We start from the raw sequence: 17,045 nt of genomic DNA on the forward strand, positions 1-17,045 counted from the left end.
CGCCCTCGCTAGATCTGACGAACCTGGGACGAGGACTGTCCTTGGCTGGAGGCTGAATGGCATTTCGATTTGTTCACACGGCCGACATTCATCTTGATTCACCGCTGCGGTCGCTTGCGCTGCGAGATCTCGAACTCGCGGAGCTCGTGGGTGATGCCAGCCGCCAAGCCTTCATTTCGATAGTGGACTTGTGTCTCGAGGAACGCGTGGACGCGCTGGTTGTTGCTGGCGACCTCTATGATGGCGATCAGACTTCAATGAAGATCGCGCGATTCGTGGCGACACAGATCGGACGGCTGCACCAGGCGGGTATCAGGGTCTTCAAGATCCGCGGCAACCATGATGCCCTCTCACGCATCTCAAAACAGCTCGTGTTTCCGGACAGCGTGACCATTTTCGGCGGCCGCGCCCAATCGGTTTTACAGACCTCGGGTGGTTTGGATGTGGTTTTCCATGGCCTGAGCTTTACGCACTCCAAGGCGCCAGAAAGTCTGTTGCCGAAATACCCGACAGCTCGTGAAGGCGCGGTCAATGTCGGTATTATGCATACCAGCCTGGCCGGCTCGCCCGGTCACGACGTGTACGCGCCCTGCAGTGTGGCCGACTTGCACAATCATGGTTTCGACTACTGGGCGCTCGGGCACATCCACGTTCGCCAAGTCTATCCAGGGGCACGCGCAACGGTCGTGATGCCGGGTATTCCGCAGGGTAGGGACATCAACGAGGCCGGCGAGAAATCGGCAACGCTTGTGACGATACGTGATGACGGTTCTGTTGGGATCGAGGAACGGCTGACCAGCGTCGCGCAGTTTGAACGTCTCAGCGTCGACGTTACGGGGACCGTTGAATGGCCCGATGTTGTCACGCGGATGCGCGGCGCGCTTGAACGGCTGCGATCCAATGTTCGATCCAGGCACGTTCTGGCTCGAGTGAATTTGACCGGAGCATCCTCGTTGTCGTGGCAGCTCATTCGCGACGGGGACCTCCTTCTTGCCGAGGCGCAACAGGTGGCCGGGCAACTGGGTGGCACGTGGATCGAAAAGCTCGATCTCGACGTCGTTCCGCCTGGAGCCGAAACAGTCGAGGACATCGCTGATCCCATTTATGAATTAGTTGCGTCGATGCGCAGCGACGCCACGTCGGAGGCGTTCCGCGCCGAAGCGAGGGCGTTTATTCAAAAGACCGTTGCCGAACTTCCTCCGGAAGGCCGCGACTTTGCTGGCAAGAACGATGCCGAGCTCGACCTCTTTCTCAATAGGGCGCTAGCGAGGGGCATTGATCAGGTCACCGCACGTCTCAAGGCTGGTGCCTCGTCATGAGACTGCGACGCCTTGATCTCGTCCGCTATGGGAAGTTCACCGATCGGACGATCGACTTCGGACCTAAGCCCACGTCCGGGCCGGATTTGCACATCGTGTTCGGCCTCAATGAGGCCGGCAAGTCGACCGCTCTTGCCGGCTTTCTCGACCTCTTGTTTGGCATCGAGGAGCGCAGCAAATACAACTTCATTCACGAATATAGCGCCATGCGGCTCGGTGGTGTGCTCGACTTGGCCGGTGTGGAGCACGAATTCACTCGCACGAAGCAGCGCAACAATTCGCTCCTTGACGCGACCGGCAAGCCGGTCAGCGATATGGCGATCACGGCACATCTTGCCGGCCTATCTCGCGATGCCTACGCGACAATGTTTTCGTTGGATGACGAGACGCTGGAAGCAGGTGGTAAGGCAATCCTGGAATCACGCGGCGATCTCGGCAAGCTGTTGTTCACCGCCAGCGCGGGCCTTGGACATGCGGGCGATACGTTGAATGCCTTGGAGGCAGAGGCCGACGCAATACATCGCAAGCAAGCCCAAGGCACACAGATCGCGCTGTTAAAGAAGCGCCTGGCTGAGCTGAAGTCGCGGAAGGATGATATCGACACGCTGGCTTCGACTTACGAGGGGTTGGAGGCCGAACGCCGAGACGCGTCACAACAGTACGACGGGCTGATCAACGAAAGGGCGGTGCTGGCCGCGCGGCTCGAGGCGATTGCGCGGCTCGAGCGCGCGCGACCGATGCTGGCGGATATTCGGCGCAAACTCGTCCAATTGGACGGGCTACCGGAAACTGCTTCACCAACTCGCACTTGGACGGGTTCGATCGCCGAGCTGATCGATGAGGATGCGAGCCTCAGAACGCGTTTGGCTGGCAATGTCAGCGAAGTTGACCGCCTGATGGCAAGCATCGAGTCCGCTGACGTTGACGAGCTGATCTTAGGGGTTTCCGAGCGCATCAGAAGCTTAGCAGAGAGCAAGGTTCGCTATTCGTCGGCGGGCTTTGATTTGCCCACCCGCAAGGTCCAGCTGCAAATCCTCGACAACACCGTCGCGACTTGCCTAAGCGCTTTGGGGCGCACTTCTGAACAGGATCCCGCGAAGCTGCTTTTGCCTGCAGCGACGGTGGGCATCTTGCGCACAATGATTGAGCAGCGATCCGGGATTGCCACGGCAGTAAGCGCTGCCTATGACGAAACTGCAGCTGCGCTCGATGCGCTCCAATCGGCTCGACAGCGCGTTGGTGAAGAAAGAGCCGTGCCCGAATCCGTCAGAGCGAAGCTCGGTTCGGCGTTGTCGAAAGGCCGCGCCAGCAACCATCTGGCGGAAGTTGCGGCGGCCCGCGAGGAAGAAGATGCGGGGACAATCCGATGGGAGGAGTTGCGGGCTCAGCTGCGGCCATGGATCGGCGATGCCAGCGCGCTTGCAAGCATCACGGTTCCGAGCACTGGTCAGATCGCTTTCTGGAAGACGACGGCAACAGATTTGGCCAGAACCGGCTCGGTGCTCGCCGAGCGCCTTGCTGAATGTGAGAGCAATTCCGCGAGATACGCGGCACGACTGGACGCATTTCGTGCGTCGAGCGATGTGGCCGACGACGAAGCTGCGGCCGCGAGCCGGCGCGCCCGTGACGCAGCTTGGGTGACGCATAGGGCGGCGCTGACCAGTGAAACAGCTGACGAATTTGCTGTAGCGCTGGCTCGCGACGACGGTGTCGGCACAGGCCGATTGGCGAACGCGTCGGATTTGGCCGAGATGCGCGCAACGACCAGGGCACTTGCCGAAGCATCGGCGGACCTGTCTCGTTTGCGTCAGCAACATGCTCAACTTAGCCTCGACCTGGACGCCAAAATGGCTGAAGTCCGTCAGGCCGGCGGTGAGTTCCTAGGAGACGTGATCGAGCCGTCGATAGAGCGCCTGGTAGAGCGCTTCGAGGATCGAATTGAGGTGCGCGCCGATGCACTCGCTGCATGGGGGCAGATCGAGCTGTCCCGCAAGAAGGCGGAGCGGGCTGCCGAGGCGGGCGAGCAGATCCGACTGGAACTGATCAGGGCGTTGACGAGCGTCGGAATAACACCGGCGCCGGATGACACGCTGGAGGCCGCTATGGCCCTAGCGGAATTGTTTCTGGAGCGGCAGCGCAAGTTAGACGCCGAATACGCTGAAGCTCTTAGAACCGTGAGTGGCAGGGAGGAGGATCTTGCCGCTAGACGTCGTGCTCTCGCCATGGCCGAGCGACGTGAGGAGGAGTGGCTCGCCACGATAGGCGAGACGCTCAAGGGAACTTGGCTCGAGAATGGCGTGTCTGCCTCCGGCTTAAGCACGGTACTTGAACAGTTGAGTAATTTGGCCAAAAGCGCGCAAGAGCGAGACGCTCTCCAGCTGCGCATCGACAAAATGGAAGATGACCGGGCTGATTTTCTCAGCGAGCTCAGCGCTATCGCAGCAGACGTTGGAGAGGCAGCGAAGGATGGAGAGGCGGAGCAGTTAGCAGTTCGCCTTAGCGACCGCCTGGATCGCGCTGAAAGGGCGCGTGTCGCCAAGGCAGGCCTATTGGCCGATTTGGAACGCTTGCAGGGCGAGCGCGATGTCCTCGACAGCGAGATTTCGATCCATGAGCACCGCAAGAATGAGGTGCTGGTCGCGTTCGGCGTCGACACCTTAACCGATGTGGCGCAACGCGACGAGTTGCTGCGCCTGAGGGACCATTTGCGCACCACCGTGGCCGAGCTCGAGGATCGCGTGGCGGCTGAACTTTCATTGGAAAAGTTTGAGCAGGCTCGCTCGATCCTGGACGAGATCGACTTCGAAGGCCTGACGATCGAGAAGGGACAGGGCGAGCAGCGGCTCCAGCAGCTCGACGGCGCCCTCCAACAGCAGCTGATCCGACAAACGCGAGCGGCAGACAAGATTGACGAGATTGGAGGCGACAGCGCTGTCGCTCGTCTTGATGCCGAACGTCGAACCATTCTGCTGGAAATCGAAGATAGCGCGGTTCGCTATATTGAACTCAAGCTCGGCATCATGTCAGCCGGGAATGCTCTGCGCGCCTACCGCGAGCGCCATCGATCAGGAATGATGGCGCGTGCGTCGGACGCGTTCAAGCTGATGACGCAAGGCCAGTATTCTGGCCTCACGACCCAGCCTGTGAAGGGTGGCGAGGTCCTGATGGCGATGCAGCGCGACGGCCAATCCAAAGTCGCCGATGCGTTGTCAAAAGGCGCGCGATTTCAGCTCTATCTGGCCCTGAGACTCGCTGGCTACTATGAATTCGCGCAATTCCGACCTTCGGTTCCGTTCATAGCGGACGATATTATGGAAACCTTCGATCATGTTCGATCCGAGGAGGTATTCAGGCTGTTCGGCCAAATGGCGAACAGAGGGCAGGTAATCTATCTGACACACCACAAGCATTTATGCGAAATCGCAGCTGCTATCGTGCCTGATGCAGGCATTCATCAAATTGCATAGTTTTTTTGAGCCAGAATTACCATCATTTGAATCTAATAGAAGGCAGTAGGAGCCGAATTGGCATTGCGCCTGCGAGCAGCTCTCTTAGCATGAGCTTCACGGATGATATGCCCAAGTGGATTCATTCGTTCGCGGCGGCAGAGTTAAGGGGGGCATGACATGATTTATCCGAAGGGGCGCCATCCGGGAGCGGTATGGCGAAAAACCGACTTTCAGATACATACGCCTCGCGATGCGGGTTGGTCAGGAAGCCGTAGTCTCGCGGGTGGTACCGAAGAACTGGAAGAGGCTAGGGAGACGTGGGCGGATGATTTCGTCTCGGCCTGCCTGCAGCGAGGCATCGGTGCAATCGCCATCACCGACCATCATGACATCGTGATGTATCCCTATGTCGCGCGTGCGATTATGCGCTCTCCTGACGCAAGAGGAAAGCTGTGGCTATTCCCGGGGATGGAAGTCACCTGCAATGACTCGGTCCAGTGCCTTATCCTTTTCGACCAGAGCACTGAATATAAAGTCGTAGAGAGGCTTTTTGGAAAGATGCCGTCGATAGCGGCTCCGGATCCTCAGGTTGAGAAGGCACCGCAGACTCAACTCTGTGGCCGAGACCTCAAAGATCTCATTGGTGATTTATTCGAGGACAGATCCCTTAGGGGCAAACATCTTGCTCTGCCCCACGCCAGCCAGGGTGGCCACAAGGATATTCTCAGAAAGGGCTTTCATCCCAGGTTCGCCGAACTGGAGGTCGACGGCGTTTATAATGAGAAACTGTACGCTGACCTCGACTCGACGACCCTCAAGAAGATCTACGGCGAGATATCCGATTGGGGAGACCGCCGGAGGGGCATCATCACCACAGGAGACAACCGCAAGGCCAGCTATGAGGATCTTGGCAAGAACGCTTGCTGGATTCGATTGGGAGAACCCACGGCCGAGTCCATTCGGCAGGCAGTCCTCGCTGATGAAGCTCGCATTACTTATGACAAACCGACGATCCCTAGCCAACGGGTGCTAGAGTTGCGGATCAACTCGAGCCTGACCGGCGCCGATTTCCAGCTTACGCTCAACGACGGTTTCAACACATTAATCGGCGGTAGGGGGTCGGGAAAATCCGCAATCCTGGAATACCTAAGATTTGCGATCGGGCGAAGCATTGTGGATACCGCCGACGACGAGTCGTACGACAGAGAACGAGATCTTATCCGGTCTACGCTCACTGGAGGATTCGTTGAGGTTGATCTGGACCGAGATGGAGTTCGGGAGACTTGGCGCAGAACGCTCGAAAAGCAGGGCGTTATCCTAGTTACTTCCGAGGGCGTCTCGCCTATCGAATTGCCCATTCCGATTGCCCAGGAGCGCTTTCGCGCGCGAGCCTTCTCGCAAAAGCAACTGTCCACCATGGTGCGGCGGCCAGAGACGGCAGATGAGCAGATTACCGGTATCGCCGCAGCGGAGAGTGTTGATCGGCGCAGGCAGGCGGAACAGGATATCGACGACGCTGAAAGAGCCGTTCGCGCGGCTTCGCAGCAACTCGTCCAAAGCTGGGCGGCGCAAGCTGCATACAATCGCGCCGAAGCCGTAACGGCCGATCTGCGCAGAAGGTTGGAGGCCGTCAGAGCCCGTCTTGAAGAGGGGGGGCTGACCGCCGAACAGCAGGAGATTCTAGATAAGCATCCTGTGTACAATCGCATGAGCGCGCAGTTCAAAGATGCTCAAAGAGAGATCGCCGACAAGGTGCAGAAAGTGAACGCTATCGGCGTAGTGGCGGTATCCGGTTGGGAGGGCCTTGCCGAATTATCGCCCGTGGCTGGTGCCAGAGAAGCCATCACGCGCCTCAATGACCGGGTCGGCGTGGCAGTTAGCGAAATAATCGAAGCCCTCGCGATCGCAGCAGAGCAGATACGCGACGCGGAGGCGCGTTATCTGATCGATTACAGCAAGTTCAACGAGCAGTATGGCCTGGCCAATCAGGCCCAGTCACATCTCGCAACCCAATTTGCCGATTTCCAGAGGATCACCCTCGATCTCCAAACAGCCGAGGCCAATCTCCATACGGCAGATCAGGCACGTGGGAAATTTGCCACCGCTGAGGAGGCATTGGCAGTGGCTAGAAACAACATGCATATCCGCCTTGGAAACTTACGCGAAGTCCTCAATGAAGCGTCTAAGCGGGTCGAGGCTATGTCGAATGGTGTCCTCCGAGCCCACGTGGAAGAGGAGACCGTTCCTCATCGATTCATGGAAGCGCTGCAGGATTTGTGCGAACGTAGCAACATCCGAGATCTGGAGCTTCGCTGCCAGGAGCGAGTAAGTGCTGCTGCACGCGACAATAGACAAGGATGGGAAGAACTCATACATCACCTGCAGCGCGTGAGGCGAAGCAGAGTGATACGAGGAGATACCGCGGATATTTCCCCCGATGATATCGCCGACTTGAAGCGAGCCTTGGGTTGGGATCTTACCGATAATCAAGCTCGTTCGGTATTGGCACGCCTTGACGATGATCGTCTAGGAAAGCTGCTGTCAGCTTGGGCTTTGCCGTTTATTCGGTTCGAGTACAAGGATCGCGGAAGCTATATGGCATTCGAGCGCGCATCTCCCGGACAGCAGGCAGCAGCGTTGCTGACCCTTCTCTTGAACCAGGAGGCCGGCACGCTGATTATCGACCAGCCTGAAGATGATCTGGACAACCGGGTGATCATGCAAATCGTGAAGCTTCTGCAGACGACGAAGCGAAAGCGGCAGCTGATCTTCGCTACGCACAATCCAAATTTCGTGGTGAATGGAGATGCCGACAAGGTTGTCGCACTTGTGCCCAGCGTCGAGCCGAACGCCTCGCAATCCATCCCGTCCGCACAGGTTACCATTGAAGACGACGGTTCTATCGAAACACCTGCCGTGCGAGATGCAATCACAGGGACTATGGAAGGCGGCTTGGATGCCTTCCAACTGCGAGGTAGGAAGTACTCTGTGGTTTAGTTGCAAATCCGAAAGCATCTGCGGGCGGCGGTCGTGACCGATCCGGAGGCGATCCTCGCGATCCTCGAACCGTTCCTGGAGCGGCTGCGCCGGGTCGGCCAGGAGGCCGGTTCGCTGTCGCGCTGGCTGCATCCGGAGCTGAAGAAGCTGGGCCTGCCGGCGATCTGCCCCGGGACGGTGCGTGTGCGCGCGGCGATGTCGGCGCAGCGCAACAAGACTGATAAGGCGCTGGGCATTGCTCATCTGATGCGCACCGACTAGTCCAGGCCTATGTCAAGTCGGAAACCTGCTACCGCACGAAGCTGCTGCTCACGCACGAGCGCAACCTGAAGGCCAAGTTCCTCGACTTGGAGAACGCGATCCGCCGCTCGCTGAAGTCTTTCGGCGTCCGCCTGAGCGAGGTCGGACATGGTGCTTTCGAGCAGGCATTGCGAGCCACAGTCACGGACGATCCGCTGTCGGCCGAGCTGATGGACGCCATGCTGACGGCGCGCGCGGCGCTGTGGAAGCAGTACTGCCAGCTGCACGATCTCGTCGTGAAGATCGTCGCGCGCGATGAAACCTGCCGGCGCTTCATGGCCATCCCCGGCGTCGGGCCGGTGACCGCGCTCTGGTTCATGACGGCGATCGAGGATCCGTCTCGCTCCCGCCGCTCGCGCGACGTCGCAGCCCACTTCGGGCTGACGTCCCGGCGCTGGCACTCAGGCTCAACGATCGACATCCAAGGCCGCAATCGAGGGCTGGCGACGCGGACGTTCGGCGCGCGCGCTACGAGGCGGCGTCGGGATTGATGACGCGCTTCAAGGGCGCAGACAAGGTCAAGAGCTGGAGCCAGGCGGTCGCCAGGCGCTCGTGCCACCGCAAGGCCTGCGTCTCGGTGGCGCGCACGCTGCCGGTCATCATCCACGCGATCTGGAGCGACGGCACGTTCTACGTCGGCGATCTAGCTGCAGACAACACCGACGCGGCACGACACGCGCATGGTAAGGCCCGCAAGGTGTTCGGAGCGCATCGATGAGCAGAACAACGATAGCCGAAACGCGTCACGTCCGCACAATGATGGACGTGAATTGAACATGGAGATTCGCTCCGGCGGATGAGGACCGATGCAGACAGGAACGACCGAACGCACATTATCCTGCCTGCGGCCGCGCCGATCGAAAGACGCCCGGGCCGCGCTCGATTGCCTGTGACGCACTGCTCCGTCAGACCGATGGCAAATTGCGTCACGACGGCTCGAGCGCTGCGTCCGGTGCAGCCACAACACACTGTCGCAGAGCGCGGAAGACTGTACGGGGCATCGAAACTCGACGCTAGAACACCGGATCGTAGCGCAGAGGATAGCTTCGTGTATTATCGCATTCCGGAAGAGGAATGACGATGCTGCAAAAGTCTCGAAAAGCACAACCGAAACGACCGAAGACTGATGGCAAGATAAAAGGACGCACATTGTGCCGCATTCGGTTGGTTGTATTTGCAATGAGTTACGATGCGGTTTTTGCAATGTGCGGGGGTTTACCGCACATTGCGAGAAGCGCGATTTCGCGGTGATTCCCGCGTCTTAATGCAGTGTGGCCGAGGACCGGCAGGACGAGACCACCGCGGCACTGATCCGGGTGATAGCCGTGGCGGGCTGCCGGCGCAGCGAAGTCATCAGTCTGCGTTGCGGCGAAGTGCCGACTGTCAGCCGTCACACGTCAGATCGGGTACGGCGCGATGGTGGTGTCGCATGGCCAGGATGACGGGTGTTCCCACGAGTTCAAGCAGTGTCTGGCTGGCAAGCCAGGACCCGACTTCAGAATAGGCGCGCTGCCAGCGCCATCGCATACGACAGCCGTCAGAACCTGACCTTCGGGGCCGTCGAAAAGGCTATGGACGGCACCTCCGCCCAGCCCGCCGGAGACTGGTGCGCGACCGTCTGGCCGACTTGCGACTGGGAAACGCTTGATAGGAAGGCCGAGAGGAAAACAACTCACGGAAGTTAGCCCATCTAGCTCAAGGCCGCCGGGTCGATAGCTTGGCGAGGATATCCATGTTGGCGCCTTCAACGCCGACCGCGAAGAACGGAAAGGCCTTTGCCGCCTCACCCGCCTTGATCGCCTGTTCGGCCGCCGCCACGCTTTCAGTCGGCGCTCCGTCCGTGATTAGGAACACCCAAGGGGGTAATAGGAGATGCCGTTGGCCTTGTTTGCGGCGCCGGAGCATTTCCAAGCCATGATCGATCGCCTCGCCTTGGCCGCCCCTTCTTAGGCCTTGACGCACACGACCCGGTCCCATTTCCCCCATTAGGATTGCAGCCGGTTGCCTGCCCGCCGTAGAACCCTTGCGACGGGTTCTTTCGCTGTTTGCCGGCCGCTTAGAAAGTTCTGATGGCCGCCCACTCGGCCATGATCACGGGCGCCTCTATCTGCGTGCGACGTATCAACCGTCGCCCAACTCGTGAATGACCGGTTGCATGTGGCTGGCCGTGACATCGACTGCCGCCAACGTGATCGGCAGCTTGAAGCGCCGCCGGCCGGCGCTGCCAGGATTTAAGTAGAGCACCCCATCAACGGTCTCGATCATCGGCACGTGAGAGTGGCCCGAGATTACCATGTCGATGCCAAGCGCCGCGGGCGAGATCTGCAGCGTCTTTAGGTCGTGAAGCACATAGATGGTTCGCCCCGCAAACCGCACGTGCTCAGTGTCAGCGTATTGCGCGGCCCAGCTTCCGGTGTCCACGTTTCCTCTGATGGCGGTAACCGGCGCAATCCTGCGAAGCGCGGCGATGATCTCCGGCCCGCCTATATCTCCGCCGTGAATGATGTGATCGACACCGGCCAGGCGACGCTCTGCCTCAGGCCTCAACAAGCCGTGCGTGTCCGAAATGATGCCGATCCTGAATATCATCATTTGAGCCATGGGACCCAAGGTGTTTGTGATCAGAAACAATCGATGTAAAGGCGCGTCCCCATAAATCTGGTACGCGCGCGCGGAGATCTCCGGGTCCGATGGCTCGCCGCTCAATTAGCCAAAATGTTGGCTGACCCGCCGGATTTCACGCGATTGGCGAGCGGGCCCACTCGATCCGCTCGGGCGCCGGACGTTCCCTTTCTTCGCCCCAGGGTTAGCACGACTGACCACTCTCAGGCAGCTGGATTATCGTTATGACTTCAACGCTCGTGCTTCAGGTTCGCGCCCAAAAGTTCACCGACCAGGTGCTTCAGACGCTACTCGCGACTCCGCGCTCGCTCCCGGACCACTACCTCGGGATGCAGCTACAGGGGTGCGCTATCGCGGCGCGAGCCTCCGTCGCGACGTGACCGCGTCCTACCGCCTACTGCATGTTAATGCCGGCCACGACCAAGGTCGTAGCAATGGCTTCGTTAGGTAATCCTCGGGCTGTTGCGCTTGGCCAGAAACCGGCTAAGAGAGTTAGGCATTTGTTGCGAGGATCGGAGATATGCATGCCGGAAGAGATTGAGAACAGCCGAAGCCAGTTGATCGAACTCACTGCCGATATAGTGTCCGCGTACGTCAGCAACAATGCGGTGCCGGTTGCGTCTCTCTCGGATCTGATCGCGAACGTGAACTTCTCGCTTTCGAAGATCGGAGGATCGGCCGAACCAGAAACGCCGGCCCAGGCGCCCGCGGTCAATCCGAAGCGATCGGTTTTCCCTGACTACATCATCTGCCTCGAGGACGGGAATAAGTTCAAATCTCTGAAGCGTCATCTCAGCGTGCACTACGGCCTGACGCCTGACGAGTACCGGGCCAAGTGGGGCTTGGCGCGCGACTATCCAATGACGGCGCCAAATTATGCCGCCCAACGGTCAGAATTGGCCAAGGCGAGCGGACTCGGTCGAAAAACGGGAGCAACGCGCGTTGCTAAACAGACCAGAAGGCGAATGCAAAAAGCCTAAAAGCCAAGGTCCGCTCACTGTAAATTGCAATGCACTCATCAACTCTATTTTCGGAAGCGACGCCCTCCTATCGTGATCGTCAACACTGCTCACTCGGGCAGTCGACTTCTCACTAGCATTTTGGTGGACGCTGGCGTCTACATGGGCAGTAACGTCAGTGGCTCACTAGACTGCCTGGAGATGGTGCCATTGGTTGAGCACGCCATTCTATCTTCGAGAAGCGGCGTGCCTACAGGGGAACGAACTTCGCGACCCGGAAAGCCGGCGCCTGGCGAAATGTCATATCGGCAAACACCTGCAGAACATTGGCCAAGCGGAGCGGTGGGGATGGAAGCTGTGCGAGACGCTTCTCATTGTTCCTTTGATAAAGGCCTATTTTCCGCAAGCGAAATTCGTTCACCTGATCAGGGATGGTCGTGATGTGGCGTTGAGCCCTTTCGTGGCGCCTAAGGCGCCATTGTGGCGAAAAGTCTATTTCGGCAGTTCCGAACTTTCGTCGTGGCACGGATTTCCGATGACGCAACGAGCATACCGAGCCCATGGCATGCTCTTCAATGCGCACAGGTGGAGGTATCACGTCGACCTCGCCAGAGGGTTTTCTCGATGGCTTGGCGTTCCCGCTTGAACTTGCCAGAGGCTCCGCCCAAGAAGCCGCGGCTCTCAGCGAAGTCGATTGGAAAGTGGCGTCGATTATCGCCGACTGATCTCGACTCTTTGGCCGCCATAATGGAGCCTACACTGGCCGATCTCGGATACACACAACGCGGTGCGATCCCTCCGGCGCGACGTGCGACGTTGTTCGAGAAGCTTGCGTATGGTCGGTATTTTTGAAGATGGTTTCGTGGGGCCGTCCGCTACTCATCCCGCCAAATCACCCGCCTCTCCCATCGGATTTCTACCAGGCGCCGAAAGCGGATCGTATGGGCCTGCTCGCCGGTCGCGTGGAATAGCTGCGCGCTCATCCACTCCCGGCTGCCGCACTTCTGACAGCGCGCCTTGTCCCTCACTTCATCGATCGTGACGTTGCCGATCACCTCCCGTAGCTCGAGCGGCTTATAGTAGCGCGTGATGTTGCAGCGGGCGCAGCGGATGCCCGCCACCTGCCCCGCGTCGTGAGCATGGGTCAATGTCCAGGCGGCGCCTCTCGGCCATTTTTGCGGTTGTTCCGGCATACTCTGAAATGAGGAACATATTCCTGCTTGGTCAAGAGCCTCTTGACTCCAGTGTTCTCATTTTGTTCACTGATGCCCTGACAGCCACAGGAGGCCGGTCATGGACATTATGATGGACGCCAGGGGAGCCACCCCTGAAGAAAAACAGCGCGGTCTCGCCGCAGCTCGGGCCGTGATCGAGCAATCTGGCTTGACGGCCGAGGAAGCGGCGGAAGGCTCATTCGCAGTCGAAGGCTGGGATGAAATGGGTTTCCCGCCTGATCAAGAGCCATCGGAAGACGAGTATGCCGCCGCTGAAATTTGGTGGGCGGCGAGCAATGCCGCAATTAAGGCGTGTTGCGAAGGGTGGCCGGACGAGAAGCGCATGCAGGTCAGTGGCCTGCAGTTGCTGCATAACCCGGATATGCAGCTCGCCGACCGCACCACTGCACTCAGCCGCATGCGCGCTATCATCCAGGCCGAGGACGGCAAGCACGAGTATCACGACGATAGGGTCTTCTTGCTTGCTCTCGCCGCCACTGCAGAGGTTCCGGATAGTTCGGAAGCGCAGCAACTCGTCAGCGCCGTAACGGTTGCCTATACCTCTCTGTCGCTCGCAGGGTTCCACCCAAATGAGCCTATCGAGCCAAAGCGCCAGGCAGTGCTCGACGCAATCGACGCTCTTGAAGCGGGGTCAGCGCCGCTCAACTGAGAAAGGCCATTGAATGTCCACGCACGTCCTTCCGGAGCAGAAAAAGCCGAAGCTGATTGTTGTGGTCGCATTCGACCGCGGCGACGATGGCGAGCTGTTTGCTATGTACGGCCCGGCCGATCAGCAAAGCGAAGAGCGGGCGATCCGAACCGCCAAAGCACTGGCTGACAAACACGTTGGTGTCATCGCTTGGAGCCGGGATGCCGATCCGGCGCTTGGGGACTACGGCCCGCCAAACACTTTGTTTGTGAGCGGTGATGTGCTCGACATGGAGTGATAGACATGTGCGGGCGCTACACCCGTTATCTGCCTTGGTCGGAAATCCATCGCCTCTATCGGCTGACGGCGCCGGCCGATGTCGGGCGCAACGATGCGCCGCGCTACAACATCGCGCCGACCGACGAGGTGCCTTTCATCACCGCCGCAGATGACGGTGACCATAAGGTTCGCTCGGGCCGCTGGTGGCTGGTGCCGTTCTGGGCGAAGGAAATGCCGAAGGCCGCCACCTTGAACGCCCGTATCGAAAGCGTCGACACCACGCCGGCGTTCCGCGACGCCTTCAAGTCGAAGCGCTGCCTGATCCCCGCCGACGGTTTCTACGAATGGACCATCAGCCCTGCCGATCGCGGCAAGGACCCCTGGCACATATTCATGCCCGGCCACGCGCCGTTCTCCTTCGCGGGGCTTTGGGCCTACAACAAGGCGCTAGATCTCACGAGCTGCACGATCATCACCGGGCCGGCCGGCGACCCGATGCGCCAGCTTCATGACAGACAGCCGCTGATCCTCGATCCAGCCTACTACGATGCCTGGCTGAATGCGGAGACGCCGGCGAGCGACCTTAAGGCGCTGCTCTCCCACGACATTGACGGGCAGCTTCAATTCAACCGCGTCGGACGCGAGGTGAACGCCGCGGCGATCAACAAACAGCCCAACGACCATTCCGGCCTTGTGGGACCCATCAATCCGCTATGAGCGACGAAATCAGAATCCCGAAGCCCGAATACGCCACGCCGGCTGGCGTCCAGCACCACGTTTGCGAGCACGACGGCTGCAGCAAGGACGCCGGTTGGGGCTTTGTCAAGCCGAAGTATGCGCCGCACTGGTTCAGCTATGAACACAGGGCCGAAGGCGAGCACTTCCTGTAGGAGCATGACCGATGTCCCGCCATCAATTCGTGCATGAACTGGAAAGCACCGCCGACCACATTTCGGACGCTTCTCGGGCGGACCTACAGGTGCTGTTGCGTCGGGCCGCGCTGCTGATCAGAAACGCCGGTGGGGTCTGCCTTGATCCCCGCACCGACGACGCGCTGACCAGCCTGGCGGCCGAGATGGGCACTGCCAAGCCGGATCTGGTAGAAACGATTGTCGGCGAATGGCTCGTCGCCAACGCTTATCTGCCGGTGCCGCGACAGTTGGACGAAGAGAGCACGGTGGACGGCAACGGATGATCAGCAGACCGAGACGCGAAGGCGACTACCCCGACCGAGAGGTCGGCTGTCAAGAAGCTATGGAGCCCGGTTTTCAGGCGATCGTGGACTGCATGCTTGAAGCAGGATGGGCGCGCGGCGAAGTGCTGCGCTCGCTGCGTCGGCTGATTGCGGCCGACAATTTGACCCAGAAGGAAAACGCCAAGGTCGAGGCAGAGCTTGCCATTGCTCGGGCGATGATCCGGGCCGGCAGGCAACTTTGATGGAAATGGCAGTTCCGATCTACATAGGCGCGATCGGCTAGCCCCCGGCCATTTCCCCCTCAGTGCTTTTTCGGCTGCGGCGTGATTTCATCGATTGGCACCTTGCCACCAAGCTCCTTTGCAGGCGGCGGCGCGTTCGGGTTTGAGCAAGCAGGGTTTCACGATTCACACGGGGAAGGCCTATCGCCCACGCCGCCGTAACGTTCCACGAGTTTTGCGAATCCGTAGGCGAAGGCGAAGAGAAGCGCCAGGACAACCGCTATTCGGACTGCCATACAGAATTCTAGCAGCATCTCGCGCCGGATTTGACCAGCTACAGGTAGAATGGAGCTTCTGCGATTGTCCGCTGATGCGATCGGCGATCAATTCTCTTCGCGAAAATCCGAAGCGAGGCATCCAGTCGCCGCCCTTTGGGCGGCTGATCGACTAACTCCGGTTCCATCGGACGAATGAAAGACAGCCGGACCGAGAACCAAACCACTCGAATTTGATTCAAATATCGCACGGTCATTTCAGTTCCGTTAGCAGAAGCTAATGGGAACGTTCGCTGCTTGGAACATTCGTTGCCCGCTGCTGTTCTCCCTCACGACGAGGAGGAACAGCCATGGCGGACGACAAGAGCAAGCGCGGTGCGCGTGACCGCGACCGGGTGTCGGCGGATGAGGATTATGAGGTTCGCCACTTCGCCAACAAGGTGGGCCTGACGGTTCAACAGGTTCGAGATCTGATCAAGCAACATGGCAACGATCGGAGGACGCTGGAACGCGAGGCGGAGAAGCTTCGAGGATGAAGATTTCAGAGCTTGGCCGCCCTATTGTCGGACGGCGCCATGACGGCGAGCCGGCCCGGGAGTCCGATCACTTCCTCGTATGCCCCACCTGCGGCCAAGCCATTGACTTGCGTGATTTGCGGCAGGTGATTTGGCACCAGAGGCCAGCCCACGAGCCCCTTGAACTAGACAGCTAGTCCGGAATGCGTCGATAGCGGAAGTGATTGCGAATGTGGTCGTTGAAAAAGCGGCCTTTGACAAACGCCGACCGGAACGCGGTGTAAGTCTCCGGAGGAACCCCCTCAAAATCGTAACGCTGGCCGCTGGCCACAAACCAGACGGACAAGATCCTGCTTGCCGGATCGTATTCGGTTTTCCTGATCGAGGTGGATGGCATGGCGCACCCGCTGGTTTGCAAATCGCAAACGATCGGAACGCAGCTTTTGTTTCAGCACGATGGTAACCGCCCATCTGGCGCCGCTATTGCTGATAAGGCGCGTAGGATGAATTAACGCCGAGTTATACGATGCCCGGCCTGCGGGACGTCAGGGGACTTGGCAAACAGGCCGGGCCCTTACCCCGTGTGCGGCGCGGGGCAGAAAAGCATCATGCTCCTTCTGCTTTGACGACGCATTAACAAATTTAGCTGTTGCTAAGGAAGAGCCCGTCCCAGCTAATGAGGCAAGCAACGGGTCTCCTGCGGCTTCCAAGACGGCTACACCCCTGAGGAGGGATCGGCCGTCTCGACCTAGTTGATACGAGAGCGGCGGTTCGCCTCTGCTCTGATTGTTCGCCGAAGGAAGCGCTTGGCGCATTCCTCCCAGTCGACAGGTGTCGTCCCCTGCTCGCGAATAGACTGTTTGAAGGCCTCTCGCAGCGCGTCGGCTCGAACACCGAAAATCGTTGGCCTTCTTCACCATGGCCCCGCCGCCCCTGGAGATCATCGGCGGCCTCGCAAATGCGCATCAAAGATTGCGAGCTTGAGCCCGTCAACGAACGGGAATTCGTTGCCCATAGCGGCCTCCAAGAGGTCGCCCCATGCGAGTCCGAA

Annotated in this window: 16 protein-coding genes and 1 pseudogene; 13 read left to right on the forward strand and 4 right to left on the reverse strand. The window is 59.3% G+C overall.

What is annotated here, in order from left to right; genetic code table 11:
- Nucleotides 1-56: 56 nt before the first annotated feature.
- The 4 genes and pseudogenes from LB526_RS24800 (at nucleotide 57) to LB526_RS24815 (ending at nucleotide 8,783) form a co-directional block, all read left to right on the forward strand.
- Nucleotides 57-1,319 carry an exonuclease SbcCD subunit D gene (locus LB526_RS24800; RefSeq protein ID WP_224630125.1) on the forward strand — a complete coding sequence of 421 codons (1,263 nt, stop codon included), beginning with the start codon at nucleotides 57-59 and terminating at the stop codon, nucleotides 1,317-1,319.
- Entirely contained in the window at nucleotides 1,316-4,786 is a 3,471-nt protein-coding gene (locus LB526_RS24805; RefSeq protein WP_224630126.1) for an ATP-binding protein, read from the forward strand. The genes LB526_RS24800 and LB526_RS24805 overlap by 4 nt, the downstream gene beginning before the upstream one ends.
- Nucleotides 4,787-4,945: 159 nt before the next feature.
- A complete protein-coding gene (locus LB526_RS24810) occupies nucleotides 4,946-7,765 on the forward strand; it encodes a TrlF family AAA-like ATPase (RefSeq protein ID WP_224630127.1) in 2,820 nt (939 codons plus the stop codon).
- Nucleotides 7,766-8,783, forward strand: a pseudogene (locus LB526_RS24815) (IS110 family transposase).
- Between the two features lie 977 nt (nucleotides 8,784-9,760).
- On the opposite strand, the gene LB526_RS29665 reads toward LB526_RS24815, so the two are convergent.
- Both LB526_RS29665 and LB526_RS24820 read right to left on the reverse strand, forming a co-directional pair.
- The gene (locus tag LB526_RS29665; protein ID WP_263483446.1) at nucleotides 9,761-9,883 is read right to left on the reverse strand and encodes a hypothetical protein; all 123 of its coding nucleotides are present in this window, start codon (nucleotides 9,881-9,883) and stop codon (nucleotides 9,761-9,763) included.
- Nucleotides 9,884-10,186: 303 nt separating this feature from the next.
- The gene (locus tag LB526_RS24820) at nucleotides 10,187-10,654 is read right to left on the reverse strand and encodes a metallophosphoesterase family protein (RefSeq protein WP_224630154.1); all 468 of its coding nucleotides are present in this window, start codon (nucleotides 10,652-10,654) and stop codon (nucleotides 10,187-10,189) included.
- 557 nt (nucleotides 10,655-11,211) lie between these two features.
- Here LB526_RS24820 and LB526_RS24825 point away from each other — a divergent pair.
- Nucleotides 11,212-11,667, forward strand: a complete 456-nt coding sequence (locus LB526_RS24825; RefSeq protein ID WP_224516822.1) for a MucR family transcriptional regulator — start codon at nucleotides 11,212-11,214, stop codon at nucleotides 11,665-11,667.
- A gap of 193 nt (nucleotides 11,668-11,860) precedes the next feature.
- Nucleotides 11,861-12,292, forward strand: coding sequence for a sulfotransferase (locus tag LB526_RS29855; protein ID WP_224630128.1), 432 nt, complete (start codon nucleotides 11,861-11,863; stop codon nucleotides 12,290-12,292).
- 229 nt (nucleotides 12,293-12,521) lie between these two features.
- On the opposite strand, the gene LB526_RS24835 is transcribed toward LB526_RS29855, so the two are convergent.
- Nucleotides 12,522-12,794 (reverse strand): hypothetical protein, encoded by a 273-nt coding sequence (locus tag LB526_RS24835; protein WP_224609211.1) that lies wholly within the window; start codon nucleotides 12,792-12,794, stop codon nucleotides 12,522-12,524.
- Between the two features lie 145 nt (nucleotides 12,795-12,939).
- Here LB526_RS24835 and LB526_RS24840 point away from each other — a divergent pair, with 145 nt between their 5' ends.
- The 7 genes from LB526_RS24840 to LB526_RS24870 all read left to right on the forward strand — a co-directional run bounded on the left by LB526_RS24840 (nucleotide 12,940) and on the right by LB526_RS24870 (nucleotide 16,015).
- Nucleotides 12,940-13,530: a hypothetical protein gene (locus LB526_RS24840; RefSeq protein WP_224630129.1), complete on the forward strand. Its 591-nt coding sequence runs from the start codon at nucleotides 12,940-12,942 to the stop codon at nucleotides 13,528-13,530.
- Nucleotides 13,531-13,543: 13 nt separating this feature from the next.
- Nucleotides 13,544-13,807, forward strand: coding sequence for a hypothetical protein (locus LB526_RS24845; RefSeq protein ID WP_224630130.1), 264 nt, complete (start codon nucleotides 13,544-13,546; stop codon nucleotides 13,805-13,807).
- 5 nt (nucleotides 13,808-13,812) lie between these two features.
- Nucleotides 13,813-14,505, forward strand: coding sequence for an SOS response-associated peptidase (locus LB526_RS24850; protein ID WP_224630131.1), 693 nt, complete (start codon nucleotides 13,813-13,815; stop codon nucleotides 14,503-14,505).
- Complete coding sequence (locus LB526_RS24855) at nucleotides 14,502-14,678, forward strand: hypothetical protein (RefSeq protein ID WP_224630132.1); 177 nt, start codon at nucleotides 14,502-14,504, stop codon at nucleotides 14,676-14,678. Before LB526_RS24850 ends, LB526_RS24855 begins: the two co-directional genes overlap by 4 nt.
- A gap of 11 nt (nucleotides 14,679-14,689) precedes the next feature.
- Complete coding sequence (locus LB526_RS24860) at nucleotides 14,690-14,983, forward strand: hypothetical protein (protein WP_224611452.1); 294 nt, start codon at nucleotides 14,690-14,692, stop codon at nucleotides 14,981-14,983.
- 92 nt (nucleotides 14,984-15,075) lie between these two features.
- Complete coding sequence (locus LB526_RS24865; RefSeq protein ID WP_224630133.1) at nucleotides 15,076-15,225, forward strand: hypothetical protein; 150 nt, start codon at nucleotides 15,076-15,078, stop codon at nucleotides 15,223-15,225.
- Nucleotides 15,226-15,829: 604 nt separating this feature from the next.
- Complete coding sequence (locus LB526_RS24870) at nucleotides 15,830-16,015, forward strand: DUF3606 domain-containing protein (protein WP_224589517.1); 186 nt, start codon at nucleotides 15,830-15,832, stop codon at nucleotides 16,013-16,015.
- 172 nt (nucleotides 16,016-16,187) lie between these two features.
- Here LB526_RS24870 and LB526_RS24875 read toward each other — a convergent pair whose 3' ends face one another.
- Nucleotides 16,188-16,391, reverse strand: a complete 204-nt coding sequence (locus LB526_RS24875) for a KTSC domain-containing protein (RefSeq protein WP_224609194.1) — start codon at nucleotides 16,389-16,391, stop codon at nucleotides 16,188-16,190.
- Between the last annotated feature and the right edge of the window lie 654 nt (nucleotides 16,392-17,045).

This window comes from Mesorhizobium sp. CA6, assembly GCF_020165035.1.
Lineage (GTDB): Bacteria > Pseudomonadota > Alphaproteobacteria > Rhizobiales > Rhizobiaceae > Mesorhizobium.

What these genes read in the sequence shown, in the direction of transcription:
- LB526_RS24800 (WP_224630125.1), top strand. Translation starts at nt 57, where the DNA reads ATGGCATTTCGATTTGTTCACACGGCCGACATTCATCTTGATTCACCG.
- LB526_RS24805 (WP_224630126.1), top strand. Translation starts at nt 1,316, where the DNA reads ATGAGACTGCGACGCCTTGATCTCGTCCGCTATGGGAAGTTCACCGAT.
- LB526_RS24810 (WP_224630127.1), top strand. Translation starts at nt 4,946, where the DNA reads ATGATTTATCCGAAGGGGCGCCATCCGGGAGCGGTATGGCGAAAAACC.
- LB526_RS24820 (WP_224630154.1), bottom strand. Translation starts at nt 10,654, where the DNA reads ATGATATTCAGGATCGGCATCATTTCGGACACGCACGGCTTGTTGAGG.
- LB526_RS24825 (WP_224516822.1), top strand. Translation starts at nt 11,212, where the DNA reads ATGCCGGAAGAGATTGAGAACAGCCGAAGCCAGTTGATCGAACTCACT.
- LB526_RS24840 (WP_224630129.1), top strand. Translation starts at nt 12,940, where the DNA reads ATGGACATTATGATGGACGCCAGGGGAGCCACCCCTGAAGAAAAACAG.
- LB526_RS24845 (WP_224630130.1), top strand. Translation starts at nt 13,544, where the DNA reads ATGTCCACGCACGTCCTTCCGGAGCAGAAAAAGCCGAAGCTGATTGTT.
- LB526_RS24850 (WP_224630131.1), top strand. Translation starts at nt 13,813, where the DNA reads ATGTGCGGGCGCTACACCCGTTATCTGCCTTGGTCGGAAATCCATCGC.
- LB526_RS24855 (WP_224630132.1), top strand. Translation starts at nt 14,502, where the DNA reads ATGAGCGACGAAATCAGAATCCCGAAGCCCGAATACGCCACGCCGGCT.
- LB526_RS24860 (WP_224611452.1), top strand. Translation starts at nt 14,690, where the DNA reads ATGTCCCGCCATCAATTCGTGCATGAACTGGAAAGCACCGCCGACCAC.
- LB526_RS24865 (WP_224630133.1), top strand. Translation starts at nt 15,076, where the DNA reads ATGCTTGAAGCAGGATGGGCGCGCGGCGAAGTGCTGCGCTCGCTGCGT.
- LB526_RS24870 (WP_224589517.1), top strand. Translation starts at nt 15,830, where the DNA reads ATGGCGGACGACAAGAGCAAGCGCGGTGCGCGTGACCGCGACCGGGTG.
- LB526_RS24875 (WP_224609194.1), bottom strand. Translation starts at nt 16,391, where the DNA reads ATGCCATCCACCTCGATCAGGAAAACCGAATACGATCCGGCAAGCAGG.